Source organism: Streptomyces sp. NPDC002851, assembly GCF_053591935.1.
This window is the reverse complement of the sequence record NZ_JBSFUT010000013.1, coordinates 105,805-131,800: the sequence shown is the minus strand read 5'-3', so window position 1 is coordinate 131,800 and position 25,996 is coordinate 105,805. Positions and strand designations below refer to the sequence as shown.

At 71.5% G+C, this 25,996-nt stretch carries 23 protein-coding genes and 1 pseudogene; 15 read left to right on the top strand and 9 right to left on the bottom strand.

Annotated features, from left to right (window positions below; translation table 11 throughout):
• Positions 1-19: 19 nt before the first annotated feature.
• The 3 genes from ACWD10_RS16310 to ACWD10_RS16300 all read right to left on the bottom strand — a co-directional run bounded on the left by ACWD10_RS16310 (position 20) and on the right by ACWD10_RS16300 (position 3,234).
• On the bottom strand, positions 20-811 hold the full coding sequence (locus ACWD10_RS16310; protein ID WP_451091424.1) for a sugar ABC transporter permease: 792 nt from the start codon (positions 809-811) through the stop codon (positions 20-22).
• A 125-nt stretch (positions 812-936) separates the two neighbouring features.
• Positions 937-1,947: a carbohydrate ABC transporter permease gene (locus ACWD10_RS16305; RefSeq protein ID WP_451091307.1), complete on the bottom strand. Its 1,011-nt coding sequence runs from the start codon at positions 1,945-1,947 to the stop codon at positions 937-939.
• 18 nt (positions 1,948-1,965) lie between these two features.
• Positions 1,966-3,234, bottom strand: a complete 1,269-nt coding sequence (locus tag ACWD10_RS16300) for an extracellular solute-binding protein (RefSeq protein ID WP_451091305.1) — start codon at positions 3,232-3,234, stop codon at positions 1,966-1,968.
• A 350-nt stretch (positions 3,235-3,584) separates the two neighbouring features.
• On the opposite strand from ACWD10_RS16300, the gene ACWD10_RS16295 reads away from it, so the two are divergent.
• Positions 3,585-4,613, top strand: a complete 1,029-nt coding sequence (locus tag ACWD10_RS16295; RefSeq protein ID WP_451091303.1) for a LacI family DNA-binding transcriptional regulator — start codon at positions 3,585-3,587, stop codon at positions 4,611-4,613.
• Between the two features lie 69 nt (positions 4,614-4,682).
• Here ACWD10_RS16295 and ACWD10_RS16290 read toward each other — a convergent pair.
• Both ACWD10_RS16290 and ACWD10_RS16285 read right to left on the bottom strand, forming a co-directional pair.
• Positions 4,683-6,143 (bottom strand): annotated as a pseudogene (locus tag ACWD10_RS16290) (alpha-amylase); the annotation flags it as partial.
• A gap of 197 nt (positions 6,144-6,340) precedes the next feature.
• Positions 6,341-7,045 (bottom strand): DUF6882 domain-containing protein, encoded by a 705-nt coding sequence (locus ACWD10_RS16285; protein ID WP_451091301.1) that lies wholly within the window; start codon positions 7,043-7,045, stop codon positions 6,341-6,343.
• Between the two features lie 224 nt (positions 7,046-7,269).
• On the opposite strand from ACWD10_RS16285, the gene ACWD10_RS16280 reads away from it, so the two are divergent.
• Positions 7,270-7,710 (top strand): nuclear transport factor 2 family protein, encoded by a 441-nt coding sequence (locus ACWD10_RS16280; protein WP_451091299.1) that lies wholly within the window; start codon positions 7,270-7,272, stop codon positions 7,708-7,710.
• A 50-nt stretch (positions 7,711-7,760) separates the two neighbouring features.
• On the opposite strand, the gene aroQ is transcribed toward ACWD10_RS16280, so the two are convergent.
• Positions 7,761-8,222 (bottom strand): type II 3-dehydroquinate dehydratase, encoded by a 462-nt coding sequence (gene aroQ, locus ACWD10_RS16275; RefSeq protein ID WP_451091297.1) that lies wholly within the window; start codon positions 8,220-8,222, stop codon positions 7,761-7,763.
• A gap of 32 nt (positions 8,223-8,254) precedes the next feature.
• Here aroQ and mmuM point away from each other — a divergent pair, with 32 nt between their 5' ends.
• The 8 genes from mmuM to ACWD10_RS16235 all read left to right on the top strand — a co-directional run bounded on the left by mmuM (position 8,255) and on the right by ACWD10_RS16235 (position 17,121).
• The gene (mmuM, locus tag ACWD10_RS16270; protein WP_451091295.1) at positions 8,255-9,220 is read left to right on the top strand and encodes a homocysteine S-methyltransferase; all 966 of its coding nucleotides are present in this window, start codon (positions 8,255-8,257) and stop codon (positions 9,218-9,220) included.
• A 148-nt stretch (positions 9,221-9,368) separates the two neighbouring features.
• Positions 9,369-10,454 carry a WD40/YVTN/BNR-like repeat-containing protein gene (locus tag ACWD10_RS16265; RefSeq protein ID WP_451091293.1) on the top strand — a complete coding sequence of 362 codons (1,086 nt, stop codon included), beginning with the start codon at positions 9,369-9,371 and terminating at the stop codon, positions 10,452-10,454.
• Between the two features lie 244 nt (positions 10,455-10,698).
• Positions 10,699-11,679 carry a metal ABC transporter solute-binding protein, Zn/Mn family gene (locus tag ACWD10_RS16260; RefSeq protein ID WP_451091291.1) on the top strand — a complete coding sequence of 327 codons (981 nt, stop codon included), beginning with the start codon at positions 10,699-10,701 and terminating at the stop codon, positions 11,677-11,679.
• On the top strand, positions 11,676-12,608 hold the full coding sequence (locus tag ACWD10_RS16255) for a metal ABC transporter ATP-binding protein (protein ID WP_451091289.1): 933 nt from the start codon (positions 11,676-11,678) through the stop codon (positions 12,606-12,608). The genes ACWD10_RS16260 and ACWD10_RS16255 overlap by 4 nt, the downstream gene beginning before the upstream one ends.
• Positions 12,605-13,552, top strand: coding sequence for a metal ABC transporter permease (locus ACWD10_RS16250; protein WP_451091287.1), 948 nt, complete (start codon positions 12,605-12,607; stop codon positions 13,550-13,552). The genes ACWD10_RS16255 and ACWD10_RS16250 overlap by 4 nt, the downstream gene beginning before the upstream one ends.
• Positions 13,549-14,412 (top strand): metal ABC transporter permease, encoded by an 864-nt coding sequence (locus ACWD10_RS16245; protein WP_451091285.1) that lies wholly within the window; start codon positions 13,549-13,551, stop codon positions 14,410-14,412. The genes ACWD10_RS16250 and ACWD10_RS16245 overlap by 4 nt, the downstream gene beginning before the upstream one ends.
• 208 nt (positions 14,413-14,620) lie before the next feature.
• On the top strand, positions 14,621-14,929 hold the full coding sequence (locus tag ACWD10_RS16240) for a DUF1490 family protein (protein WP_451091283.1): 309 nt from the start codon (positions 14,621-14,623) through the stop codon (positions 14,927-14,929).
• Positions 14,930-14,931: 2 nt separating this feature from the next.
• Entirely contained in the window at positions 14,932-17,121 is a 2,190-nt protein-coding gene (locus tag ACWD10_RS16235; RefSeq protein WP_451091281.1) for a heavy metal translocating P-type ATPase, read from the top strand.
• A gap of 68 nt (positions 17,122-17,189) precedes the next feature.
• On the opposite strand, the gene ACWD10_RS16230 is transcribed toward ACWD10_RS16235, so the two are convergent.
• A complete protein-coding gene (locus ACWD10_RS16230) occupies positions 17,190-17,867 on the bottom strand; it encodes a uracil-DNA glycosylase (RefSeq protein WP_451091279.1) in 678 nt (225 codons plus the stop codon).
• 188 nt (positions 17,868-18,055) lie between these two features.
• Here ACWD10_RS16230 and ACWD10_RS16225 point away from each other — a divergent pair, with 188 nt between their 5' ends.
• Positions 18,056-19,075 (top strand): N-acetylglucosamine kinase, encoded by a 1,020-nt coding sequence (locus tag ACWD10_RS16225; protein WP_451091277.1) that lies wholly within the window; start codon positions 18,056-18,058, stop codon positions 19,073-19,075.
• A 134-nt stretch (positions 19,076-19,209) separates the two neighbouring features.
• The gene (locus tag ACWD10_RS16220; protein WP_451091275.1) at positions 19,210-20,139 is read left to right on the top strand and encodes a sirohydrochlorin chelatase; all 930 of its coding nucleotides are present in this window, start codon (positions 19,210-19,212) and stop codon (positions 20,137-20,139) included.
• A 124-nt stretch (positions 20,140-20,263) separates the two neighbouring features.
• Here ACWD10_RS16220 and ACWD10_RS16215 read toward each other — a convergent pair whose 3' ends face one another.
• Positions 20,264-21,340: a lactonase family protein gene (locus tag ACWD10_RS16215; RefSeq protein ID WP_451091273.1), complete on the bottom strand. Its 1,077-nt coding sequence runs from the start codon at positions 21,338-21,340 to the stop codon at positions 20,264-20,266.
• Positions 21,341-21,540: 200 nt separating this feature from the next.
• A complete protein-coding gene (locus ACWD10_RS16210; protein WP_451091271.1) occupies positions 21,541-23,049 on the bottom strand; it encodes an FUSC family protein in 1,509 nt (502 codons plus the stop codon).
• Positions 23,050-23,278: 229 nt separating this feature from the next.
• On the opposite strand from ACWD10_RS16210, the gene ACWD10_RS16205 reads away from it, so the two are divergent.
• The 3 genes from ACWD10_RS16205 to ACWD10_RS16195 all read left to right on the top strand — a co-directional run bounded on the left by ACWD10_RS16205 (position 23,279) and on the right by ACWD10_RS16195 (position 25,907).
• Complete coding sequence (locus ACWD10_RS16205) at positions 23,279-23,761, top strand: Lrp/AsnC family transcriptional regulator (protein WP_451091269.1); 483 nt, start codon at positions 23,279-23,281, stop codon at positions 23,759-23,761.
• Between the two features lie 109 nt (positions 23,762-23,870).
• Positions 23,871-24,587 (top strand): HAD family hydrolase, encoded by a 717-nt coding sequence (locus ACWD10_RS16200; protein ID WP_451091267.1) that lies wholly within the window; start codon positions 23,871-23,873, stop codon positions 24,585-24,587.
• A 150-nt stretch (positions 24,588-24,737) separates the two neighbouring features.
• A complete protein-coding gene (locus tag ACWD10_RS16195) occupies positions 24,738-25,907 on the top strand; it encodes a lactate 2-monooxygenase (protein ID WP_451091265.1) in 1,170 nt (389 codons plus the stop codon).
• Positions 25,908-25,996 lie beyond the last annotated feature (89 nt).

Here is a 25,996-nt window from a genome sequence, read left to right as displayed (position 1 = left end):
CCCAACTCGGCGGAATGGGCTACGACTTCGTGGCACCGGCGGTGAGCCCGGACACCAGGTGGCGCTGCGCGAAGCCGAAGATCACTGCGGCGGGTACGGCGACGATCACGGCGGACGCGGTCAGCGAACCCCAGTCGCTGGTGTACTGGTTGACGAAGGTCTGCAGGCCACCGGCGAGCGTGAGGTTCTCGTCGCCGGTCATGAACGCGGAGGCGTAGGCGACCTCGGCCCAGCCGGTGATGAAGCTGTAGAAGCCGGTGACGGCGAGGCCGGGCTTGGCGAGCGGCAGGATCAGGCGCCAGAAGGTGCCGAACGGGCTGAGCCCGTCGACCCGTCCGGCCTCGTCGATCTCGACGGGAACGGTGTCGAAGTACCCCTTCATCATCCAGGCGCTGAACGGCACGGCGATCGTCAGATAGGTGACGACCAGGCCGACCGGCTGGTTGAGCAGCCCGAGCCCGGCGAGCAGGTTGTACAGCGGCACGATCAGGATCGCCACCGGGAACATCTGGGTGACCAGGAGCAGCCACATCACCGGCCGCATCCCGGGGAACCGGAACCGGCTCACGGCGTATCCGGTGGTGGCCGAGAGGAAGACGCCGATGACGGTGGTGAGGCCGACGACGAGCAGCGAATTCGCCAGCCAGCTGGGGAAGTTGGTGCCGGTCAGGACGTGGTCGTAATTGCCGAGCGTGAAGTCCTTGACGAGGTCGGTGGAGAACGCCTCGCTTTTCGGCTTGAACGACGTGACGAGCAGCCACAGCGGCGGCAGGACGGCGACCGCGCTGGCGATGAGCAGGGTGGTGTGCAGCGCGACGGAGGCGAGCGGCCCGCGTTCGCCGCGCGCCCGTACCTTCTTCGTACGGCTTGTGGACTTCGTAGGGCTGGTGGACTTCGTAGGGCTGGTGGACACGGTGGTCACGTCGGTCACGGTGCTCACCACACCTCTCCCTGCTTGCGGAGCGCGCGGCGGTAGATCACCGCGATGAACGAAAGGAGCAGCAGGATCAGCACGCCCCAGGCGGCGGATCCGGCGAAGTCGCGCGGGCTGACCACGAAGGAGAGCCGGTAGGCGTACGTCACCAGGATCTCGGTGGCGTCGCCGGGCCCGCCCCGGGTGAGCAGGAAGATCACCGGGAACATGTTGAAGGTCCAGATCCCGCTGATCAGGATGACGGTGGAGCTGACCGAGCGGAGTCCGGGCAGGGTGACGTTGCGGAACCGCTGCCAGGGGCTCGCGCCGTCCATCTCGGCGGCCTCGTACAACTCGCCCGGGATGGACTGCAGTCCGCCGAGCATGGCGACGAGCATGAACGGCACGCCCAGCCACACATTGACGGTGATCACGGAGAGCTTGGCCCAGGTGGGGTCGTTGAGCCAGGGGATCGCGTCGATGCCGCCGCCGGTGAGGATCTTGTTGAGGATGCCGCTCTTCTCGTTGAAGAGCAGCCGCCAGGTGAAGACGGAGACGAACGCCGGTACGGCCCAGGGCAGGATGAGCGCCATCCGGTAGACGGACCGCCCGGTCAGCTTCCGGTTGAGCATGGTGGCGAGCCCGAGGCCGAGCGCGAAGGACAGGGCGACGCAGGACACGGTCCACACCACGGTCCAGCCGAGCCGGTCCCAGAAGACGCCGTCCGAGAGGATCGCGGTGTAGTTGTCGAACCCGACGGATTCGTAGGTCGCGGGGATGTGGTTGACGCCGATGGTGCGCTCGACGTTCGCCTCGTTGGCGTCGGTGGTCGACAGGTAGATGCCGCGCACCAGGGGGTAGCCGATGATCACGCCGATCACCAGGACCACCGGGGCGACCATGCTCCACGCGTACCAGTGGGTGGTCAGCGCCCTGCGCAGCCGCCCGGGTTTGTCGCCGGTCCGCGGGGCGCGGCCGCGGGCGCTCGGTGCGCCCGCGGCCTTCGCCACGGTCCGGCTGGTCTCGACAGCCATGTGCCCGTACAGCCTTTCCTACTGGTAGTCCTTGAGCAGCTTGCGGTAGGCGTCGCCGACGCCCTTCGCGGCGCTCTTGGGGGTGCTCTTGCCGCTGAGCACCTTCTCCATCTGGAGCCGGATCGGCTCGAACAGGGAGTTGGCCTCGGGGATCCAGGGCCGCTCCACGGACTTGTCCACGGCGGGCTTGAAGAACTGCACCATCTGGTTGCTGTTCACGGACGGCTTGGCGTAGACGGAGGTCCGGGTCGGCAGGAGGCTCAGCTTCTCGGTGGTCTGCTGCTGCACCTTGGCGGAGCTCATGTACTTGATGAACTCGTAGCTGGCGTCCAGGTTGCCGGAACCGGCGTACGCGGCGAGGTTCCAGCCGCCCTGCGGGGCGCCCTGGGCCTTGCTTCCGGCGGGCACGGTGGCGACGCCGAGGTTGCCCTTGTCGCCCTTGAACGCCTTGCCCGCGAGGGCGCCCTCGATGGACCAGGGTCCGTCGAGTGCCATCGCGACATTGCCGTTCTTGAAGGCGTTGAGCTGGTTGTTGTAGCCGTCGCTGGCGTCGGTGGTGGCCGCCCCGGAGTCGACGAGGTCCTTCATCACGGCGAACGCGGCGGCGCCCGGCGCGTCATCGACGGTGATCTTCTTGCGGCTCGTGTCGAGCAGGTCGCCGCCCTCGCCGTAGAGGTAGGGCAGGTAGTAGTAGGGGTCGTCGCCGCGCAGGTAGAGACCGGTCTTCCCGCTCTCGGCCTTGATCTTCTTCGCGGCGGCCTTCATCTCCTCGACGGAGGTGGGCACCTTCACCCCGGCGTCCTTGAGCATCTTCTTGTTGTAGAAGAGCGCGAGGGTGTCGATGGTCTGCGGGGCGGCGTAGGTCTTGCCCTTGAACTCGGTGCTGGCCTTGGCCTGCTTGAGGTAGTCGTCCTCGTCGTCGAGGGCCGGGGTGCCGTCGAGCGGCGCGAGGTAGCCGAGGTTGGCGAAGTCGGCGACCCAGGCGACCTCGGTACGCATCACGTCGGGGGCGCCGGATCCGGCCCCCGCGGCGTTCTTGAACTTGGCGTTGGCCTCGCCGAACGGCACGTTCACGTACTTGACGTCGACGTCGGGGTGGAGCTTCTCGAATCCCTCGGCGAGCTTCTTGTACGTCGCCTTCTCCGCGTCGTTCGCGGTGTCCCAGAAGGTGACGGTGCCGGATATCTTCCCCGAGCCCTGCTTGCCGTCACCGCCGTCGCCACCGCAGGCCGCCACTGTCATGGACAGGACAGCGACCAGAGCGGTGGCCGGTATGCCACGCCGCATGTGCACTCCTTCAACTGGTCCCGGAAACAAGGCAGGTCACACCAGGGGGGCAGGAGGTGCCCTGCGAGCCGCTCTCGACACGGCGCCGGGTTGGCAGGAACGTAACAGGACTGAAAAGCCACCGAAAGACCTTGCGACATCTTTCTGCAAGATGCGGGGATCGTTACCTTCATGTGTCCCCGCCCTTGCCGGTCTCGCGACCGCAAGGCCCGCAAGGCCCGCAAGGGCACGGCGAGCACGCGACCGGCACCGCACAGCAAGACGTCGCAAGACCTTTGCAAGGCCGTCCGCACCGTCTCCTTTCGGCCGCCGGTGGGCAAGCGGCCCGTTGGCCGGTACAGTCCACTGGCATGACCGCACGGCTCGTCGACATCGCAGCGCAGGCGGGGGTCAGCGAAGCCACTGTGAGCCGTGTGCTCAACGGCAAGCCGGGCGTGGCCGTGGCCACCCGCGAAGCCGTCCTCGCCGCCCTCGACGTACTCGGCTACGAACGCCCGGTCCGGCTACGGCAGCGCAGCGCGGGCCTGATCGGCCTGATCACGCCCGAGTTGGACAACCCGATCTTCCCGGCGCTCGCCCAGGTCATCGCGCAGGCGCTGACCCGCCAGGGCTACACGCCGGTGCTCGCCACCCAGACCCCCGGCGGCTCCACCGAGGACGAGCTCACCGAGATGCTGGTGGACCGGGGCGTCTCCGGGATCATCTTCGTCTCGGGCCTGCACGCCGACACCACGGCCGACATGGACCGCTACGAGGTGCTTCGCGGCAAGGGCGTCCCGTTCGTCCTCGTCAACGGCTTCTCGCCGAAGGTCCGCGCGCCCTTCGTCTCCACGGACGACCGGGCCGCCGCGCGCCTCGCGGTCACCCATCTCGCCTCGCTCGGGCACACCCGGATCGGCCTCGCGGTCGGGCCGAAGCGCTTCGTGCCCGTGCTGCGCAAGATCGAGGGGTTCCGGCTCGGGCTGCGCGAGCGGCTCGACGTACCGGCGGACGAGGCCGAGGCGTTCGTCGAGCACTCGCTGTACACCCTGGAGGGCGGGCAGGCCGCCGCAGGCACCCTCATCGACCGCGGCTGTACGGCGATCGTCTGCGCCAGCGACATGATGGCGCTCGGGGCCGTACGGGCCGCCCGGGAGCGGGAGTTGGAGGTGCCCCGGGACATCTCCGTGGTCGGCTTCGACGACTCCCCGCTGATAGCGTTCACCGATCCGCCGCTGACCACGATCCGGCAGCCCGTGCAGGCGATGGGCCAGGCGGCGGTGCGCACGCTCCTGGAGGAGATCGGCGGCACGCCCGCGCCGCACAACGAGTTCGTGTTCATGCCGGAGCTGGTGGTACGCGGCTCGACGGCTTCGGGACGGCGTCCGTCCGGGGCGTGAGCACACCCACACCCCGGACGGAACCTCCGGAATCTCCGGAACCTGCCGCGAGCCGTTAACCCGTCAGTTTCCGTCGCAGCTCGTGGCGTTGACGTGCACCGCGAGAGCGCTCTGCGCGGCCAGCGTGGCCTTCAGCTCACCGCCGTCGCCCACGGTCACCGGCTTGCCGGACTGCACATCGCAGTACTCCCCCGCCGGCAGCGAGGTCTTGAAGGTCTCCGTCAGCTCGCCGTCGCCGCCGTTGATCGCGACGTACGCCTTGTCGCCGCGACCGAACGCGATCGCGCTGCCGCCGTTGTCCCACCAGTCGGTGAGCTCGGCGTCGCCCGCCGCGTTGCGGAAGCCCACCATGCTCGCGATCTCCCGCTGCGCGTGCTGGCACACCCAGGCGTCGGAGGAGCAGTCGGCGTTGCCGCCGTCCGGGGCGCCCGCGTCCTTGTCGTCGAAGACATAGCCGGAGTGCACATCGGGCTGCCCGTACGGGTGGGCGAGCAGGAAGACATGGGCGAGGGTGTAGGCGGCGCCGTTCTTGTACGTGAGCGTGTTGCCCTGCCGCTCGGTGTCGTGGTTGGTGACGAACGTCGCCGCCGACTCGCTGGGCAGCTTGCCGTCCGTGACGTTCTTCAGTGAAGCCGGATTTCCGCTCTCGAAGGCCGACTTGAGGGCGTACGCGAGGTTGAACTCCTGCACGTCGCCGGTGCCGAGATATTCGTCCTGCTTGATCGGCTCACTGGCGGCCGGGATGACCTCCTGCTTCCAGTACGCGTCCGGGTTGCTGAGCTTGGCCTTGATGGCCTTCAGGTCGTCCGCGGGCATGTGCTTGGCGGCGTCGATACGGAAGCCGTCGACACCGAGCTCCATCAGGTCGTTCAAGTAGCCCGCGATAGCGCCACGGACGTGCTCCTCGCCGGTGTCCAGGTCGGCCAGGCCCACGAGTTCGCAGTTCTGCACCTCGGCGCGGTTCGTGTAGTCCTTGATCTCGCTCGTGCAGTCGTTCATGTCGGCGGCCTGGTAGAGGCCCGGGTAGTCGTACTTCGTGTACGACGAGCCGCCGGTGCCGGTGCCGGATCCGGCCGTCATATGGTTGATCACCGCGTCGGAGACGACCTTCACGCCCGCGTCGTGACAGCTCTTCACCATCGCCTTGAACGCGTCGAGATCGCCGAGCGAGGACGCGATGTCGTAGCTGACCGGCTGATATCCGGTCCACCACTGCTCGCCCTTGATCCGCTCCATCGGCGGCGAGACCTGCACGGAGCCGTATCCGGCGGGGCCGAGCGAATCGGTACAGGCCCTTCCGATGGACGCGAAGCTCCACTCGAACATCACCGCGGTGACATCCTTCTCGGCCGCCGCGGCCGCCGCGGCGGCCTTGGGCCCGGCGCCCGGTGCGGCGTTCGGCGCGGCCTCGGTGGGCTCGTGAGCGCCGAGATAGATGCTGCCCGCCGTGCCCGCGGCGAGCGCGGCGGTGAGTGCGAGCAGCTTGCGGGACCTGGGTATGCGGTGGGTTCTCCGGGTACGACCGCGCATCGGTCCTCCTCCGTGGGGGAAAGTGGGGGGACGGGCCGGGGAGACCGGGCGGCTCAAGACGCCGCGGGAAACGGCCCGTTGAATGTTTCCGGCAAGTTGCTGACTTCTTGCAGAAACATCTTGCGGTCGGACCCTAGAGGCGGCTGATTGAAGGGTCAACCCCTTCAGTCCCTCAACGCCTTCCGCAGGAGCGGCCGTTACCCGCTGTGCTCGGCCCCGATCCCCCGTACCTCGACCGACGCGATCCGTCCCGCCGCGTCGAACGGCACCTCGATGGCGACGCCGTCGGCCGTACGCGCCGAGATCCGGTCCGGCGAGCGCTCCGCGGTCAGGCCGTGGTGCCTGAAGTAGCCGGTGACGACGCGGCGGGGCGAGGCCCCGAAGACACCGGCCCCGGCGAGCAGCACCCGTGGCACGGCGGCCGGTACGAGCGGGGCGCGCGGCACCCGCGGGTCCTCGGGCACCAGATAGACCCGTACCCCGGGCCCGGCGTCCAGGCCGAGGTACCCGGTGGCGCCGAGCACCCCCATCGCCGCGCAGGCCAGGGTCTCCGCCGCGATGCGCGGGTCCGGGAAGCCCGACAGGTCGATGACGTCCTCGGTGAACTCCGGCACGCCGACGCCGAGCCCGACGTCCCGTACGGCATTCGCGGCGGCCACCGCCGCCGTCCCGGCGAAACCGGGGTTGGCCAGAGCCCACATCCAGGAGCGGTCCGTCTCGTCGTAGGTGCCGAGCACCCCGACGCGGACCTCGCGCTCGCCCTGCCGGTACACGCCCTGCTCCAGATCCGCGGTCCACGGCGCGTCCGGCAGAAATCCCTGGAACGTCTCCAGCTGTTCCACGACCCATCCCATATGGGGCTCGGCCACCCGGACAAAAGCGTCGCTGAACGTCGTGATCATGACGCCCGACCCTACGTCAGCGGATCTCCCGCCACGCCGGTGATCGAAGTCGCTCACATGCCCTTCACGTCCTGTGCGGCACGGTGCGAACCGACCGGTTCCCGAGCCGTTCCGGCCAGATGCCGTCAGCACCGCGCCACGGCCGCGCGATCCTGGCCGAAAACGCCCTGGCCGCAAGGGAGTCGGCGACATAGAGGGGCCCGCGCCGACGTACGATCGGCGCAATGGACGACATGTTCCCCGCCGAGGCGCTCATCGCCATGGAGCGGCGGCTCGGCACGGCCGTCCGTGCCGGTGACGCCACCACCGTCGACCTGCTGCTTCACCCGGACTTCGTGTCCGTCCGCCCGGACGGCCGCAGACTGGACAGACGCGAGGTGATCGAGCGGATGCGCGCGGGCGGCCGCGGTGTGGACCACCTGGTCACGGAAGAGACCATCGCGACGGTCAACGGCCGCACGGGCATCACCCGCAGACTCCTCACCACGGAGGGCGTCCCGTCCGACCGTCTCCTCGACCTGGGCCTGAGCGAGCGGGTGTTGTGCATCCGCACCTGGGTCGAGAAGGACGGAACCTGGCTCCTCCTGACGAGCCGGGTCTGCCCGGCGCCGCCGGAGGACCACACCGTACGACCGGTCGAAACGGAGGCCGGTTTTCGGCCTTAGGCGGCCGCGTCCGTCCTCAGCCTGCGTCCGCCCTCAGCCCGCGCTCGGCCTCAGCCCTGGGCCGCCGTCGCCTGACGGTGCAGGCCCTCGATGGCCATGCGGTAGCCATCCGTACCGAAGCCGACGATGATGCCGGCCGCGGCCGGGGACAGATACGAGTGGTGCCGGAACGGCTCGCGCGCGTGCACGTTCGAGATGTGCACCTCGATGGTGCGCAGCCCGGCGCCCTTGATGGCGTCGTGCAAGGCGACCGAAGTGTGCGTATAGGCACCCGCGTTGAGCACCGCGCCGATCAACCGGCCCTCGGCCTGCTCACGGCCCGCCTCGTGGATCCAGTCGAGGAGCTGACCCTCGTGGTTGGACTGACGGCAGTCCGCCGTCAGGCCGAGCCCGGCGGCGGTCTTCTGGCACAGCGCCTCGACGTCCTGGAGGGTCTGGGCGCCGTAGATGCCGGGCTCACGGGTGCCGAGCAGATTGAGATTGGGGCCATTGAGGATCAGTACGGAAGCCATGCGCACAGCGTACGGCGCGTTAACGTCGACGTATGAGCTCCCACGGCACTCCCACGCCCGGCACTCCACCCACCGCCGGGCCGACACTGCCGCAGGCCGTGGCGGAGGGCCCGGTGGTGCTCGACGGCGGGATGTCGAACCAGTTGGAGGCCGACGGGCACGACCTGTCGGACGCGCTCTGGTCGGCGCGGCTGCTCGCCGACCGGCCCGAGGCCGTCACGGCCGCGCATCTCGCGTACTACGAGGCGGGCGCGAGCGTCGCGATCACGGCGAGCTACCAGGCCACGTACGAGGGCTTCGCGCCGCGCGGCTTCGACGCCGCCCGCACCACGGAACTGCTCGGCCTGAGCGTGGAGTTGGCCCGCGAGGCGGCCCGTCGCGCGCATGCCGCCGGGGTGCGGCGCCCGCTGTGGGTGGCCGCGTCGGCGGGCCCGTACGGGGCGATGCTCGCGGACGGCTCGGAGTACCGGGGCCGCTACGGCCTGAGCGTCGCCGCCCTGGAACGCTTCCACCGGCCACGCCTCGAAGCGCTCGCCGCGGCCGGGCCCGACGCCCTGGCCCTGGAGACGGTGCCGGACGTCGACGAGGCCCGGGCGCTGCTGCGGGCGGTGCGCGGCCTGGGGGTGCCCGCCTGGCTGTCGTACACCGTCGAGGGCGGCCGTACGCGGGCCGGGCAGCCCCTGTCCGAGGCGTTCGCGGTGGCCGCGGAGAGCGACGAGGTGTTCGCGGTGGGCGTCAACTGCTGTGCGCCGGAGGATGCGGACGCGGCCGTCGAACTCGCCGCCCGGATCACCGGGAAGCCGGTCGTGGTCTACCCCAACAGCGGCGAGCGGTGGGACGCGCGAGCGCGCGCCTTCCGGGGTCCCGCGACCTTCGACGGGGCCCGGGTGCGGGACTGGGTGGCGTCCGGCGCCCGGCTGGTGGGCGGGTGTTGCCGGGTGGGCCCGGCGGGGATCGCGCGTCTGGCGTCGCTCACGGGGTCGCGTACGAGTCCCTGACGCAGCCGCACGGCCAGGCGCCCGCTTCTGGCCGGGACCAGGGGTGGAAATGCCAGGTCAGGGCGGGTTTCGGGGCCGTTGTCAGTGGTGGGGTGCAGACTGAGCCATGTCGTGACAACGAGGTCAACCGACAGCGGAGGTGGTCGGCATGCCGACCGATGTTCTTCTGACCGTGGGCACCCGCAAGGGCATGTTCATCGGCCGCAGGCGCGGCGGCGCCTGGGAGTTCGAGGGACCGCACTTCAAGGCCCAGGCGATCTACTCCATCGCCATCGACACCCGCAGCCCGGTCCCCCGCATCCTCGTCGGCGGGGACAACGCGCACTGGGGCCCGTCCGTGCTCCACTCCGATGACCTGGGGGCGAACTGGAAGGAGCCCGCGGCGCCACCGGTGAAGTTCCCCAAGGACACGGGTGCCTCGCTGGAACGGGTGTGGCAGCTGCACCCGTCCGCCGCCGAGCCGGACGTGGTGTACGCGGGCACGGAACCGGCGGCGCTGTACCGCTCCGAGGACCGCGGCGAGAGCTTCGAGCTCGTCCGGCCGCTGTGGGAGCATCCGACGCGCTCCGAGTGGGAACCGGGCGGCGGCGGAGAGGGCCTGCACACCATCCTGACGGACGCGCGGAGTCCCGCCGATGTCACGGTGGCCGTCTCCGCGGCCGGAGTGTTCCGCACCCGGGACGGCGGCGCGAGCTGGGCGCCGTCCAACTCCGGCGTCTCGGCGGTCTTCCTGCCGGACCCGAACCCCGAGTTCGGCCAGTGCGTGCACAAGGTCGCGCGGGACGCGGTCACCCCGGACCGGCTGTATCTGCAGAACCACTGGGGTGTGTACCGCAGCGACGACGCGGGCGGCCAGTGGACCGACATCGGCGCGGGCCTGCCGTCCACCTTCGGCTTCGCCGCGGCCGCACACCCGCACCGCGGCGACACCGCGTACGTCTTCCCGATCAACGCCGACGAGGACCGGGTCCCGGCCGGTAACCGCTGCCGCGTCTACCGCACACCGGACGCGGGCAAGAGCTGGGAGCCCCTGTCGGCGGGGCTGCCCGAGGGCGACCACTACGGGACGGTGCTCCGGGACGCCCTCCGCACGGACGACGCGGACCCGGCGGGCGTCTACTTCGGCAACCGCAACGGCGAGGTGTACGCGAGCGCCGACGACGGCGACAGCTGGCAGCAGCTCGCGACGCACCTCCCGGACGTGCTGTGCGTACGAGCGGCGGTACTGGCCTGAGGCGTTGAGCAGAGCTGTCCCGAGGGGCGGAGAACCCGAGGGGCGGAGAAGAGGCGAGCGTGCCGTCAGCCGGTGGCCGGGCCGGGCCGGGCCAACCCTCGGCCACCGGTTGGCGTCCGGCTCGGCGGCCGTGACCAGGTCGAACCGGGCTTCGGTGGTGCTGAAAATCGTTCCTGCTTACTGTGGAAGTGTCCCTCGCAGCGGGCCTGTCCGCGCGGGCCCGGCCGCCGTGGAGGAGGCTGATATGCCTGCAGTGACCTCCCGTACGGGCCTCCACCGCTCGCTGAGGCGCGGCTCGGCCGTCGCTCTGGCCCTGGCCCTGACCGGTACGGCCTGTGCCACCTCCTCCGAGCCGGGCGCCGCCCGGCCTTCTCCCGACGGGGACACGGGGAAGATCCGGGTCGTGGCGGCGGAGAGTTTCTGGGGCAGCATCGCCGAGCAACTGGGCGGCACCCAGGTGTCGGTCGAGAGCGTCATCGGCAACCCGGACGCCGACCCGCACGACTACGAACCGACAGCAGCGGACGCCCGAAAGGTCGCCGAGGCGCGCTACGTGATCCTCAACGGTGTCGGCTACGACGCCTGGGCCACCCGGCTCCTCGACGCCGACGGTGACGCAGAGGGCCCCGGCGACGGCGAGCGCACCGTCCTGAACGTCGGGGAGCTGGTCGGAGAGCAGGAGGGCGGCAATCCGCACCGCTGGTACGCGCCGGACGACGTGCATCAGGTGATCGACCGGATCACGGCGGACTACAAGAAGCAGCGGCCCGCGGAGTCGGCGTACTTCGACGAGCGCAAGCGCGACTACGAGAACAAGGCGCTGGCCCGCTACGACGAGCTCATCTCCGAGATCAGGAACACCTACGGGGGCACCCCGGTCGGGGCGTCGGAGTCGATCGTCACGCCGCTCGCCGAAGGGCTCGGCCTGAAGCTGCTCACCCCGGAGTCGTTCCTCGACGCGATGAGCGAGGGTGCCGACCCCACCGCGCAGGACAAGGCGACCGTCGACCGGCAGATCAAGACCCAGGAGATCAAGGTCTACCTGCACAACAGCCAGAACTCGACGCCGGACGTGCGGGCGCAGGTCGATGCGGCCAAGGCGGCGGGCATCCCGGTCGCTTCGGTGACCGAGACGCCGGTCCCGCCGGACGCCTCCTTCCAGGACTGGCAGGTCGCGCAGCTCGAGGGCATCGAGCGAGCGCTGGCCGAGGCGACGGGCCGATGACCATGAACCCGCTGGAACGAGTCCGCGAGGCGACAGCGAATCGGACGGCGAGACTTCCGGCCGTTCCCGCGACCGGAGCGGCGGGTGATGCCCTGGTCTCCGTGCGCGGCGCCGCCGCCCGCGTCGGCGGCCGCACCCTGTGGTCGGGGGTCGATCTCGACGTCCACGCAGGGGAGTTCGTGGCCGTCCTCGGTCCCAACGGTGTCGGCAAGACCGCTCTGATCAAGGTCCTGCTCGGGCTCGTACGACCGTCCGCGGGCGAACTCCGCGTCCTGGGAAGGCCACCCGGCCGCGCCAACCACAGCATCGGCTACCTTCCGCAGCGGCGCGGCTTCGACGCCACCCTGCCGCTCCGGGGCGTCGACATCGTCAGGCTCGGACTCGACGGCGACCGCTGGGGGACCCCGTTGCCCCTGCCAGCGGGAGTCGGTGCCCGGCGGCGTGCCGCCCGGCAGCGGATCGCCGCCGTACTCGACCTGGTGGGCGCGAGCGCGTATGCACACCGGCCGATCGGCGCGTGCTCGGGCGGGGAACAGCAGCGGCTCCTGATCGCGCAGGCACTGGTGTGCCGCCCTGAACTGCTCCTGCTCGACGAGCCGTTGGAGAGCCTTGACCTGTCCCATCAAGGTGCGGTCGCCGCGCTGATCGCGCGCATCTGCCGGGAGGAGCGCGTGGGTGTGGTGATGGTGGCCCACGACGTGAATCCGATCCTGCCCTATGTGGACCAGGTGGTGTATATCGCCGAGGGCCGTGCGGCCGTCGGCACACCGGAGGAGGTGATCACCACCGAGACGCTGTCCCGGCTGTACGACACACCGGTGGAGGTCCTGCACACCAGGGACGGTCGGCTTGCCGTGGTGGGGACGCCGGAGACACCTGCCGCGCCTACCGACGGGCATCCGCACCGGGACTCGGCGGACCCGCCATGACGTGGAGCGGCACCGGCCCCGTGTGGGATCCCGTCGCCGGTGTGCAACAGGCCGTCGGTCTGCCGGAGTTGTGGGCCTATCCGTTCATGGTCAACGCGTTCCGGGCCGGTACGGTCGTCGCCGTACTCGCCGCCACGATCGGCTGGTTCATGGTCCTTCGCCGACAGAGCTTCGCCGGGCACACCATCGCGGTCGTGGGATTTCCCGGAGCGGCCGGTGCCCTGCTCGTCGGGGTCAGCGCGCTGTACGGGTACTTCGCCTTCTGTCTGACGGCCGCGCTGGCCATCGCCGTCCTGGCACCACGCGGCGGGGCGGGGAGCGGCGGCCGGGGCGACAACGGGCAGAGTGCCGCCATCACCGGTACGGTCCAGGCGTTTCTGCTCGCCTGCGGCTTTCTGTTCATCGCGCTGTACCGGGGATCGCTCAGCGGCGTGAACGAGCTGCTCTTCGGCCGGTTCCTCGGCATCACGCACGGCCAGGTCGTTCTCCTCACCGTGGTGGCCGCGGTGGTGCTCGCGGCGCTGGCCTGCATGGCGCGGCCGTTGCTGTTCGCCTCCGTGGATCCCGAGGTCGCGGCCGGACGTGGGGTGCCGCTGCGTGCGCTTTCGGTGCTGTTCCTGCTGCTGCTCGGGGCGGCGACCGCGGAGGCGAGCCAGATCACCGGTGCCCTGCTTGTCTTCGCGCTGCTCGTGATGCCGCCCGCCGCCGCGCAGCGGTTCAGTGCCCGGCCCGCGGTGAGTCTGGCCCTGGGCATCGTCATCGCGCTCGCGGTCACGTGGAGCGGGCTTGTCGTCGCGTATTACTCGGCGTACCCGATCGGGTTCTGGGTGACGTCGTTCGCGTTCGCCGTCTATGTGATGGCGCGGCTGTACGGGGTGGTGCGCCCACGCCTGGGTGTGCGCCAGCCGTCACCCGAGACTCGACCGACCGGGGGCGCGGTATGACGGGCGGCGCGCAGGTCGTGGTGTGGGCGGCGGCTCTGGACCAGCCCTACTTCCGTAACGCGCTGCTCGCGGGCACGGCGATCGCTGCCGCCTGCGGACTCGTCGGCCACTTCCTGGTGCTGCGCGCGCAGGTCTTCACCAGCGACGCCCTGAGCCATGTGGCGTTCACGGGAGCCGTGGCGGCGCTCGCCCTCGGTTACGACCCGCGGGTGGGCCTTTTCGGTGCGACCATTGCCGTCGCCCTGCTGCTCGGCGTGCTCGGGCGGCGCGGACGGGCCGACGACGTGGCCATTGGCAGCGTGTTCTCGTGGGTGCTCGGCCTGGGGGTCTTCTTCCTCACGCTCTACACCACGACGCGCAGCACCTCGGACAGCGGCGTGGGCGTGGATGTCCTCTTCGGTTCGATCTTCGGCCTGTCCGCTTCCCGGGCCCAACTGGCCGCGGTGGTGGCCGTCGGGATCTGCGTCGCGATGCTGATTCTCGCCCGTCCGCTGCTGTTCGCCTCGGTCGACGAGTCGGTGGCCGCCGCCCGGGGTGTTCCGGTGCGCCTCCTTGGGTTCGCCTTCATCGCGCTGGTCGGGGCGTGCGCGGCCGAGGCTGCACAGGCCGTCGGTGCGCTACTGCTCCTCGGCCTGCTCGCCGCTCCGGCCGGGGCGGCGCAGCGCCTGACGAACCGGCCGTTCCGGGCGCTCGCGCTCTCCTGCGTACTCGCCGTGGGCGAGATGTGGGCGGGGCTCGGCCTCAGCTATGCGGTGCCCGGCCTGCCGCCCAGCTTCTCGATCATCACCATGGCGGTCGTGGTGTACGCGATGACGCTGCTGCCCCGGCCCTGGATACGGCCACGCACCGTAGCTCGCTGAGTGCGCTCCGCCGAGCGGCAGATGACATCCATTTCCATCCAACTCACGCTGCCGTCCGGCGTATTCAGGTTGATGGAGCAACAAATGCGCTACGGCGGTATGGAGGCGCACAATTGACGTACACCACTTGACCGAGCTGTGTGGGTCTCCGGTCTCCGCACGGTCCGGAAAACACGGTCCGGAAAAGCCGGAAAAGAGGGAGGACGCCATGCACCCTGCAGCTCTCGCCGGTGCCGCTGCCGGTCGTCTCGCGCATTACGCGGTCTCGGGCCTGATCGGTGGAGCCATCTTCCGTGGTGCGGTGAAGTACGCGCCGAAGGCCAAACCCGCCGCTCGTAAGACCTTGGTCAGTGGTCTTGCCGGGGGCATCGTGGCCGGCCGGTGGCTCGGTTCCGCCGCGGAGGAGGCCCGCTTGAAGGCCGGGGACATGCTGGCCGAGGCCCGCTCCTCCCTGGGCGAGGAGGCTCCGCCGCCTTCGGCGGTCGACACCGGCCACGCCCACGACCACGAGCATTGATCATGTCCGGCGTCGTCGTACGCTCCGCCGCGGCCGGACGCATTCGCCTCGTCGTCCCGTGGCTCGAGGCGCGCCCAGGATGCGCGGGGCTGATCGACGAACGCATCGCGGGCACACCGGGTTTCCGCGCGCTGAGGATCTTCCCCCGGACCGGCAGCGTCATCATCTGGGTCAAGCCGAATGACGTGGACATCGACCGGATGGTCGCCGCACTCGAAGAGGCCCCGTCGCCCTCGGTACCGGCCCGGCCGAGCCGGTCGACGCCCGACTCCTCCACCGGTGAGGTGGCCCGACTCGTCGTCGGCGGGGCGGTGTTGGCCCTGGTCGCCGTACGCCGCCTGCTCCTTCGGCGCCCGCCCTGGGTGACCGGCGGCCCCTCGAGCTTCCTGGGCGCGGTCACCGTCTTCAGCGGACTGCCGTTCTTCCGCGGTGCACTACGCACCCTGACGGGACGTCAACATCCGGGCACCGACACGCTCGTGACCGCGGCCACGGTCATCTCGCTGCTGCTGCGCGAGAACGTCGTCGCGCTCACCGTGCTTTGGCTGCTCAACATCGGGGAGTTCCTCCAGACGATCACGCTGCGCCGGACCCGCCGGGCCATCGAGGAACTCCTGAGCATCGGCGAGGAACGGGTCTGGCTCGTACGCGACGGCGCCGAGGTCGAAGCGGCCCTGGAAGACGTCGAGATCGGCGATACGGTCGCGGTCTACGAGCACCACAAGATCCCCGTCGACGGAGTCGTGGTCTCGGGCGAGGCCCTCGTCGACCAAGCCGCCATCACCGGCGAGGCCCTGCCCGTCTACACGCAGCAGCACTCGGAGGTCTACGCGGGCACCATCGTGACGTCCGGATCGCTGACCGTACGCGCCGTCTCCGTCGGCGGCGACACCACCGTGGGCCGCATCGTCAGCCGCGTCGAGGAGGCCCAGGCCGACCGGGCGCCGATCCAGACCGTGGCCGCCCGCTTCACCCGCCGATTCGTCCCCGTATCGCTGGCCCTGGCCGCGGGCACGTACCTGCTGACCCGGGACGCCCGCCGGGCCATGACCATGCTGCTCATCGCCTGCCCCTGCGCCGCCGGGCTCGCCACCCCCACCGCGATCAGCGCGGCCATCGGCAACGGCGCGCGCCACGGCACCCTCATCAAAGGCGGCACGCACCTGGAGGGCATCGGCCGGGTCACCGCCGTCGTCTTCGACAAGACCGGCACGCTCACCTTCGGCCGCCCCCTCGTCACCAGCGTGGTGGCGCTGCACGGCGACTACACCGCCGACCACGTGCTGAGTCTCGCCGCGTCGGGCGAACTGCACGCCCGCCACCCGCTCGCCCAGGCCATCGTCACCCGCACCGAGGAACAGCACCTGCACATTCCCATCCACCAGGCCTGCGAGGTGCTCCTGGGGATGGGCATGCGGGCCGAACTCGACGGCACCCGGCTCCTCGTGGGCAGCCCCGCACTGCTCCGTCGGCACGGCCTTGAACTCACCGATGCCGCCCAGGAGTGGACGGAACAGCTCCGCCGTCAGGGCGAGACCGTCATCTGCCTCGCCCACGACGAGGACCTCATCGGCATGCTCGGCGTATCCGACGCCGTACGTGCCGCGGCGGGTACGGTCATCCAACAGCTGCGGGACCTGGGCGTGCAGCGGATCATCCTGCTGACCGGCGACGCCCCGGAGACCGCCCAAGTCGTCGCCGACGCCCTCGACATCGCCGAAGTGCACGCGCATGCCCTGCCGGAGGCGAAGCTCCAGCTGATCCGCGATCTGCAGACCGAGGGCCACACCGTGGCCATGGTCGGCGACGGCACCAACGACGCCCCGGCCCTCGCCCTGGCCGACGTCGGTATCGCGATGGGCGAGCACTCGTCCCATGTGGCCCTGGAGACCGCGGACATCGCCCTGGCGGGTAACGACCTGCAACAGGTCGCCGGGGTCGTCGAGCTCAGCCGCCACACCCTGCGGGTCGTCCGGCAGAACTACGGCCTGGCCATCGGGGTCAACCTCGTCGGCCTGCTCGCGGGCGCGGGCGGATCCATCAACCCGGTCGTGGCGGCCCTGCTGCACAACACCAGCAGCATCGCCGTCGTGGGCAACTCGGCCCGACTCGTCAGCCACAAGCCGCATCTGCCCGGCGCGGGCGGCGAAGAGGTGCACGTGGCGCCCTTCGAAGAGTTCCGCGTGCACTGAGCAAGTGCGGCAGGGGTACGCCTGGTCGGGCCTGGTGGGCCAGGTCCTGGCCTAGGGGGAGACACCCCCTAGGGCAGCCGCCAGTCCACCGGCTGTGCGCCCAGACGTACCAGAAGGTCATTGGCCCGGCTGAACGGCCGCGAGCCGAAGAAGCCGCGATCGGCCGACATCGGCGACGGGTGCGCGGACTCGACCGCAGGCAGATCACCCAGAAGAGGACGCAGGTTACGGGCGTCACGTCCCCAAAGGACAGATACCAGCGGCTTGCCGCGGGCCACCAGTGCACGGATCGCCTGCTCGGTCACTTCCTCCCAGCCCTTGCCGCGATGGGCCGCGGGCTTACGGGGCGCCGTGGTCAGCGCCCTGTTCAGGAGCAGTACGCCCTGCCGGGTCCACGGCGTCAGATCGCCGTTGGAGGGCCGGGGCAGCCCGAGATCCGTGTGCAGCTCCCGGAAGATGTTCTCCAAGCTGCCCGGCAGCGAACGCACTTCGGGCGCCACCGCGAAGCTGTGCCCGATGGCCATGCCTGGGGTCGGATAGGGATCCTGACCCACGATCAGCACCCGCACCTCGTCGAAGGGCTGCTGAAAAGCGCGCAGTACGTGCGGCCCCGCGGGTAGATACGTACGTCCTGCCGCGATCTCCGCACGGAGAAAGTCGCCCATCGCGGCGATGCGGCCTTCCACGGGACGGAGCGCCTCGGCCCAGCCCGGCTCCACCAGTTCACTCAACGGTCGTGCTCCCACAAGCGGTCACCCTACCGGCCTACGGAGCGCGCCCGACCCCATCTCCCCCACTCTCCCCTATCGGCCCCGGACAACCCGGCGCCGGGGATAAGCTGCCGCCGTCGTCGTCACTCCTTCTCCCCTCCTTCGTCCCTCCTTCTTCCCTTCTCCCCCTCCCCTTCCCCCCTTCTTCTCCTTGGAGCCGGTCCATGAGGTCGCGTACGAGTGCGTCGGGCGGGGCGGACGGGGGCGCCCGGTGGGTGCTCGGGGTCGACTCCGGCGGGTCCGGACTACGGGTCGCCCTCGCGACGGTGCCGGGCGGGGAGACGCCCACGGCTCGGACAGCGTCTCGGGAGCCCGTACGGACCGGGCCCGACGGCATCGACGCCGCGCATCTCCTTGAGCAGCTCGTGCCGATGACGCGGGAGCTGCTGGACGCGGGGGGCGGCGGCGAGCTGCACGCCGTGGCCGTCGGCGCCGCCGGGATGGCCACGCTGGGAGACCAACTCCGTGCCGAGCTGCCCGGCGCCCTCGGCCGTGCCTTCGGGGTGCGGCGCCTGGCGCTCGCCGCCGACGCCGTGACCGCGTACGCCGGAGCCCTGGGCCCGCGCCCGGGTGCCGTGGTCGCAGCGGGTACCGGTCTGATCGCGCTCGGCACGGATCTGGAGGAATGGCGGCGGGCCGACGGGTGGGGGCATCTGCTCGGCGACTGCGGCGGCGGGGCCTGGGTGGGGCGGGCCGGGCTCGACGCGGCGATGCGGGCGCACGACGGGAGACGCGGCGGGTCGGCGGCGCTGCTCGCGCGCGCGGAGACGTTCTTCGACGGGCCGGTCACCGAACTGCCCGGCAAGCTCTATCCGCGCACCGACCGCCCCGCGGTACTCGCCTCCTTCGCCCCGGAGGTGGGCCACTGCGCCCCGTACGACCCGGTCGCGGCGGACATCCTGCGCGCCGCGGCGGTGCACATCGCGGAGTCGGCGGCCGCGGTGTGCCCGCCGCCGCGCTCCGGCACCGGCCCTGAAGTGGCTTTCACCGGAGGCCTGTTCCGTATCGGGGACCCGCTCCTCGTACCCCTGAAGGAAGCGCTCGCGGATCAGCTCCCGTACGCGCGAGCCGTATCGGCGGCCGGTGACCCGCTCGACGGCGCGGTGGCCATCGCCGCGGCGCTCGCCACCGGGGAACTCCGGTTGCCGTGCGACGGTCGGCTGCTGCACCTCGCGCAGGGCTGACGGCGCAGACCGGACCGGCCGTGCGATCTCGACAGATGCGCGTTTCGTAATCGAACGGATAAAACCGGACGGATACCTCTCACGTGGCACCTGCCCGAACAGCGCAACCGGGGAAGCCAGTAGCATGCCGGGCCATGAGCTCCCCCACTGGGCCCGACAACGGCCTGCCCGTACGAATGCCGCGACCCCGTCAGCCCGGCCGGCACCGCCGCCCGGAACCCGCGGTGGCTCCCGAGGGAGCACCCGCGTTCGTTCTCGCCGTTCCCGGCGTGCCGTCGTCCGCCACGCGCGGACTCGCCGAGGAGGTCGTGAGCATCGCCCGCTCCGAGCTCCCCGGCCTCGATGCCGGTATCGGCTACCTCGACAGCGACGGCTCCGACCCGATGTTCCCGAGCCTCCAGGCCGTGCTCGCGCACACCGCCGAGCAGCGCGTCGCCCGGTACGAGCAGGCGCGCGCGGCGGGCCGTGACGTACCGGCCCCCGAGGGCCCGGCCGCGGTCGTGGTGCCGCTGCTCGCCGGCCCCGACAGCGCCGTGATGCGCCGCGTCCGGCAGGCCGTGATGGAGAGCGGCGCGGCCGTGGAGCTGACCGATGTGCTCGGGCCGCACCCGCTGCTCGCCGAGGCGCTGCACGTCCGGCTCTCCGAGGCGGGCCTGGCCCGCGCGGACCGGGCCCGCCTGTTCACCGTGGCGACCGCCGCGGACGGCATCATTCTCGCCACCGTCGGCGGCGAGGAGGCCGTGCAGGCCGCCGGGATCACCGGCATGCTGCTGGCCGCGCGCCTCGCCGTGCCGGTGATGGCCGCGGCCCTCGACCAGGACGGCGCCATCGCGGCCACCGCCGAGCAGCTGCGCTCCTCCGGCTCCGCACAGCTCGCGCTCGCGCCGCATCTGATCGGCCCCGAGGTGCCCGAGGGGCTGCTCGACGGCGCCGCGCAGGAGGCCGGATGTTCCGCCTCGGAGGCGCTGGGCTCGTACCCGGCGATCGGCAAGCTGGCGCTTTCCGCGTACATGGTGACGCTGGGCATCGCGCCGCAGCAGCCGCAGGGTGCGCAGGCTCACTGAGCCGCGCCTCTTCGGCCACACCTCAGGGCCCGCACCCCCTCTCGGGGGGGGGCGGGCCCTTGTCGTGTTCAAGGGGCGGGCCCTTGTCGTGCTCGGCCTCAGGCCGTTCCGCACGGTTCGCGGCTCAGGCGGTGTCGGGCTCCGGCTCAGACTCGCGCTCGGGCTCCGGTGACGGTCCGAAGACGACGCACGACGCGGCCGGGGCCTCGATGGCTCCCGCCCGGTGCGGGATGCCCGTTTCCGGGTCGAGGGCGAACCAGGTCACGTCGCCGGAGCGCTCGTTGGCCGCGTACAGGAACCGGCCCGAGGGATGCAGGGCAAGGTCGCGGGGCCAGTGGCCGCCGCAGTCCACGGTGGTGACGAGCCGGGGCGCCGCGTCGCCGGGTGCGGCGGCGAGGACCGAGATGACGTCGCGGCCGCGGGTCGCGGTCCATACGAAGCGTCCGTCCGGGGCGGTCACGAGCGCCGACGGGTAGCGGTCACCGGGCGCGTCCGGGTCCGGCAGGACCGGGGTCTCGTCGACGGGTTCCAGGTGTCCGTCGGTGGGGTTCCAGTGGCAGGTGGTCAGGGTGGGGGCGAGTTCGTTGAGGACGTACGCCCGGTCGCCGCGCGGGTGGAACGCCAGGTGCCGGGGTCCGCTGCCGGGCCGCAGCGGCACCTCGCGGTGCAGGCGGAGGCCCGTGCCATCCAGGGTGCAGACCCGTACGGAGTCCGTGCCGAGGTCGACGGTGAGTACCCACCGGCCGCTCGGGTCGGGCCGCACCTGGTGGGCGTGCGGCGCCTCCTGACGGTCCGGGTCGGGGCCCGAGCCCCGGTGCGGCAGGACGCCTCCGGTGGCGGGGGCGCCGTCGGCACGGAGCGGCAGCCAGGAGACGTTGCCGGAGCCGTAGTTGGCGGTGAGGAGCCGGTCGGCGGCGAGCGCGAGGTGCGTCGGTGCGTCGCCGCCCACGGGGGTGGGTGGGGCGAGGAGTGTGGGCGTACCGCCGCGCAGTGAGAAGGCGGCGACGGTGCCGGGGGTGTTCTCGCCCACCGCGTACAGCCGGTCGCCGGTGGGTGCGAGGGCGAGGTAGGAGGGGTTCGGCAGGGCGGCCGTGGAGCCGAGCGGGGTGAGGGTGCCGGTGTCCGGGTCGGCGTGGGCGGCGAGGATGCCTTGGCCGCCTGCCTCGGTGAAGGAACCTATGTACGCTCGCGCGTTGCCCACGGGTGCGCCCTTCCGGCGGAGGTATGTGTCCGGCGGTGACGGTAGCAGGCGGTCTAGACCAAGGGGGGCGGGCGGGCAAAGTACGCCTGCGGCGGGCTTTCTTCCCCAGCCCCGCCCCTTCCCGAAACTGGGGGCTCTGCCCCCAGACCCCCGTATCGCGCTGAACGCGCTCGTCCTCAAACGCCGGACGGGCTGAAAAATCAGGCCCTTGCCAGCGGCGACGGCCGAGTGCTCCGCAGCGGCTTCGCCAAAGAGGTCAGCGCGTGTTCCAGCGCGTGCAGGTGGGCCAGCGCCCGCTCCGCCGCCGGGTCGTGCCGAGGCGCGGGCACCGGCGCACGGAAGGACTCCGCCGCCTCCGTGCCGACGAGGGTCTGGACGGCCGCCGCCACCCGGTCGCAGGCCGCCGTGAGGCGGGCGTCGTGGGAGGCGTCCGGGTCGCCCGCGACCTCGGCGAGGCCGCGGGCCTCGCGGGCGCAGTCGTCGAGCAGGACGAGCACTCGGCGAGCCCTGGCCTTGCGGGCGAGGAGCGGGTTGAGCGGGTGCACCAGCGGGGCGAGCGAGAGGCGTACGCGGCCGAGCAGCACCTCCAGTTCGGCCACGTGCACGGCCGGGTCGGCCGCCGCCGAGCCCGCGAGCCGGGCCGCGGCATGCGCGGTGCAGCCGTGGACGCAGCGCAGGGCGCGCTGGATCCAGGCGTCCGTGGTGGCGTGCGTGGTCACCGGCAGGACCAGGAGTACGGCCAGCGCCGCGCCCAGGGCGCCGATCCCGGTCTCCGCGAGGCGCAGCGCGAGCAGCGCCGGGTCGAGCACCCCGAGCAGTCCGTAGAGCAGCCCGGCCATCAGCGTCACCGCGAGCATCATCCAGGTGTACGACACCGCGGCCGTGTAGAAGATCGCGAAAACGCAGACGGCGACGATGGCCGTCGACGGTACGACCGCGCCCTGCAGCGGGACCGCGATGAGCAGTCCGGTCGCGATGCCGATGGCCGTGCCCAGGACCCGGCGGAAGCCGCGGACGAGGGTCTCGCCCCGTGACGTCGTATTGACGAAGATCCACCAGGCGGCGCCGACGGCCCAGTACCAGCGGTCCATGGAGAGCACCTGGCCCACCGCGAGGGCGAAGGCGGCCGCGGCCGTGGCCTGGATCGCCTGCCGGGTGGTGATGCGGGCCAGGCCGGTGCCGCCGGGTGGGGCGGGCGCGGCGGCCGGGGGCATGTGGCGCTCGAAGCACCAGAGGCCGAAGCGAACGGTCGAGGAGGCGCACAGGGCGAGCACGACGGCGAGGAAGAGCGTGGGCAGCTGCTCGGGCACCAGGTGCAGGAACTGCGCCACGAAGAAGGTCATGAACGCGAAGACACCGAGCGCGTGGCCGCGCGGGCCCCAGCGCCTGGCGTACACACCGGCGCCCACGACGGCGACGAAGGTGAGGTCGCGCAGGAGCGGCTGGCCGTGCAGGACGCTCGCGAGGGCGAGGACCGGCAGGCCGACGGCCGGAAGGAGCGCGGTGGTGACGGCCTGGCCGCGGACCGTGGCGTCGGTGACCGTGAACAGCGCGAGCAGCCCGGCGAGGCCGCCGCTCACACAGGCGGCGAGCGACTGATCCGCGAGTCCGGCGACGGCCGCGGCCGCGCCGACACCCAGGACCGCCCGAAGCGCGCTGCGCAACCGCAGACGCCCCGGGTCCGGAGCCACGAACACCTTCTTCAGCAACGCTTTCCGTCCCCCAGCCGGCGCCCGCGGGGTCTCCGCTGCGCCAATCCGACGACATCACCCCATGCCGACAGGTGGCGGCATGAAAAAGGCGCCGCGGATTCCGCAGCGCCATCGACTGGTGCCATGAGACCACCCCTAGGCCCGCTGGCTCAAGTGGTTCCTCGATCGCTGTACCATTGGCACAGTCCCAGCAGGGCGTCACGGACAAGCGGGAGGCCAACGGACCATGGCGGTGGACGAGCTCGATACGCGGATCCTCCGGCTGCTTCTGGAGCAGCCGCGCACCAGCGTGCGCGAGTACGCGCGGATCCTGGGCATCGCCCGCGGCACCCTCCAGGCCCGGCTCGACCGCCTGGAGCGGGACGGCGTGATCACCGGCATGGGGCCGTCCCTCTCCCCCGCCGCTCTCGGCCACCCGGTGCTCGCCTTCGTCCACATCGAGGTCACGCAGGGGCATCTGGACGCGGTGGGTGACGCGCTCGCCGAAGTGCCGGAGATCATCGAGGCGTTCTCCATCACCGGTGGCGGGGATCTGCTCACCCGGGTCGTGGCCCGGGACGCCGGTCACCTGGAGGACGTGGTCCAACAGCTGATCCAGCTCCCGGGCGTGGTCCGCACCCGCACGGAGATGGCGCTGCGGGAGCGGGTGCCACGCCGGATGCTGCCGCTGGTGGAGTCGGTGGGCCGGGCCGCGGCGTCGTCCTCCTGATCGGCCTGTGAGTCGCCCTCTTGATCTGCCTGTGAGTCGTCCTCTTGATCGGCCTCTTATCCGCCTGTTGGCTGATCCGCCCGCTGTCCGCCCTTGGCATCCTTGACGCATGAGCACCCCCAACGGCGCGCCCCCCGGCCTCACGCACACCACCGTCATCTTCGACCTCGACGGCACCCTGGTGGACAGTGAGCCCAACTACTTCGAGGCGGGGCGGCAGGTGCTCGCCCGGCGCGGTGTCACCGGCTTCACCTGGGCCGATCACGAGCGTTACGTCGGCATCTCCACCGCTGAGACGCTTGAGCTGTGGCGTACGGAGTACGGGCTCACGGCACCGCTCGCCGAGCTGCTCGCGGAGAAGAACCGGCTCTATCTGGAGCTGGCGAGCGCCGACACCCACGTCTACCCGGAGATGCGCCGGTTCGTGGAGCTGCTGCACGCCGACGGGGTGCCGATGGCCGTGGCCTCGGGCTCGTCCCGGGCGGCGATCGAGGCGATCCTGCGCGGCACCGGGCTCGACGCGCTTCTGACCACGGTGGTCTCGGCGGACGAGGTGGAGCGGGGCAAGCCGGAGCCGGACGTGTTCCTGGAGACGGCCCGCCGTCTTGGAGCGGAGCCCGGCGCGTGCGTGGTGATGGAGGACGCGGCGCCCGGTGTGGTCGCGGCGCACAAGGCCGGGATGCGGTGCGTCGCGCTGCCGTATGTCGCGGCGAGCGCGGACGACCCGGGGTTCGGCACGGCGGATCTCCTGTTCCCGGGCGGGCAGGCGGAGTTCACCGCGCGGGCCGCGTACGACTGGCTGATACGTACGGCCGCCACGGCCTGAGCTCGCCCCGCGCCAGGGCGGACCGCCCGCCCGTACCGACTGGCCGGTAACCAACCCTTGACCAGCGGCTCATGCGCCGTATCCCATAGGCGTGCAACACGCGGGGAGCACAGGCGAATTCAGGCGCAGACGTCAGGAGGCGGGCCGCGGATGGCGCAGCACTGGGCGGACTTCCAGTACGAGATCTACCTCAACGGGATGGCGGGGGCGGTGCCCCGGCTGCCGACCGATCTCACCCGCCTCGAGGAGCTCGTCACGCGGCGGCTCGGGCCCGGCCCGGTCGGGTATGTGGCGGGCGCGGCGGGCACCGGCTCGACCGCCGAGGCCAACCGGGCGGCGCTCGCACGGCGGCGGATCGTGCCGCGGATGCTGCGGAACGTCGGTGAACGGGACCTGTCCGTCGAGGTGTTGGGGCGCCCGCTGCCCGCGCCGGTCGCGCTCGCGCCCGTGGGTGTGCTGTCGATCCTGCATCCGGACGCCGAGCCCGCGGCGGCCCGCGCGGCCGCGGCGCGGGGCGTGCCGTACGTCCTGTCGTCGGCCTCCAGCACGCCGATGGAGCAGGTCGCGGAGGCGTTGGGGGACGCGGAGCGCTGGTTCCAGCTGTACTGGGCCAAGGACCGTGAGGTCACCAAGTCCTTTCTGCGGCGTGCGAAGGAGTCCGGGTTCAGCGTGCTCGTCGTGACGCTCGACACCCCGATGCTCGGCTGGCGGCCGCGCGATCTCGACCAGGCGTTTCTGCCGTTCCTGCACGGCGTCGGGACCGCCAACTACTTCTCCGACCCGGCGTTTCAGGCCGGGCTCGGCAAGCCGGTGCAGGAGGATCCGAACGCGGCCGTCGCGCACTTCCTCGGGATGTTCTCGAACCCGGGGAACACCTGGCCGGACCTGGCGTTTCTGCGGGAGCACTGGGACGGGCCGATCGTCCTGAAGGGCATCGTGCACCCGGACGACGCCCGGCAGGCGGCCGAGTCCGGGATGGACGGCGTGGTGGTCTCCAACCACGGCGGGCGGCAGGTGGCGGGCTCCGTCGCCGCGGCGGACGCGCTGCCGCGGGTCGCGGCGGCCGTCGGGGACCGGCTCACCGTGCTGTTCGACAGCGGCATCCGCACCGGCGACGACGTCTTCAAGGCGCTCGCACTCGGCGCGGACGCGGTGCTGCTCGGACGGCCGTACGCGTACGGGCTCGCGCTCGACGGACAGGCGGGCGTCGACCACGTCCTACGGTGCCTGCTCGCCGAGTTGGATCTCACGCTCGCCCTGACGGGCCACACGGGACCGGGCACGGTCGGCCCCGACGACCTTACGGAGGAGACCGCGTAAGCCCCGCCCCCTTCCCGTAACTGGGGCTCCGCCCCGGCCCCTTGGGGCCCATTGGGCTGGGCCCCGGCAGGGGTTCAGGGGCGAAGCGA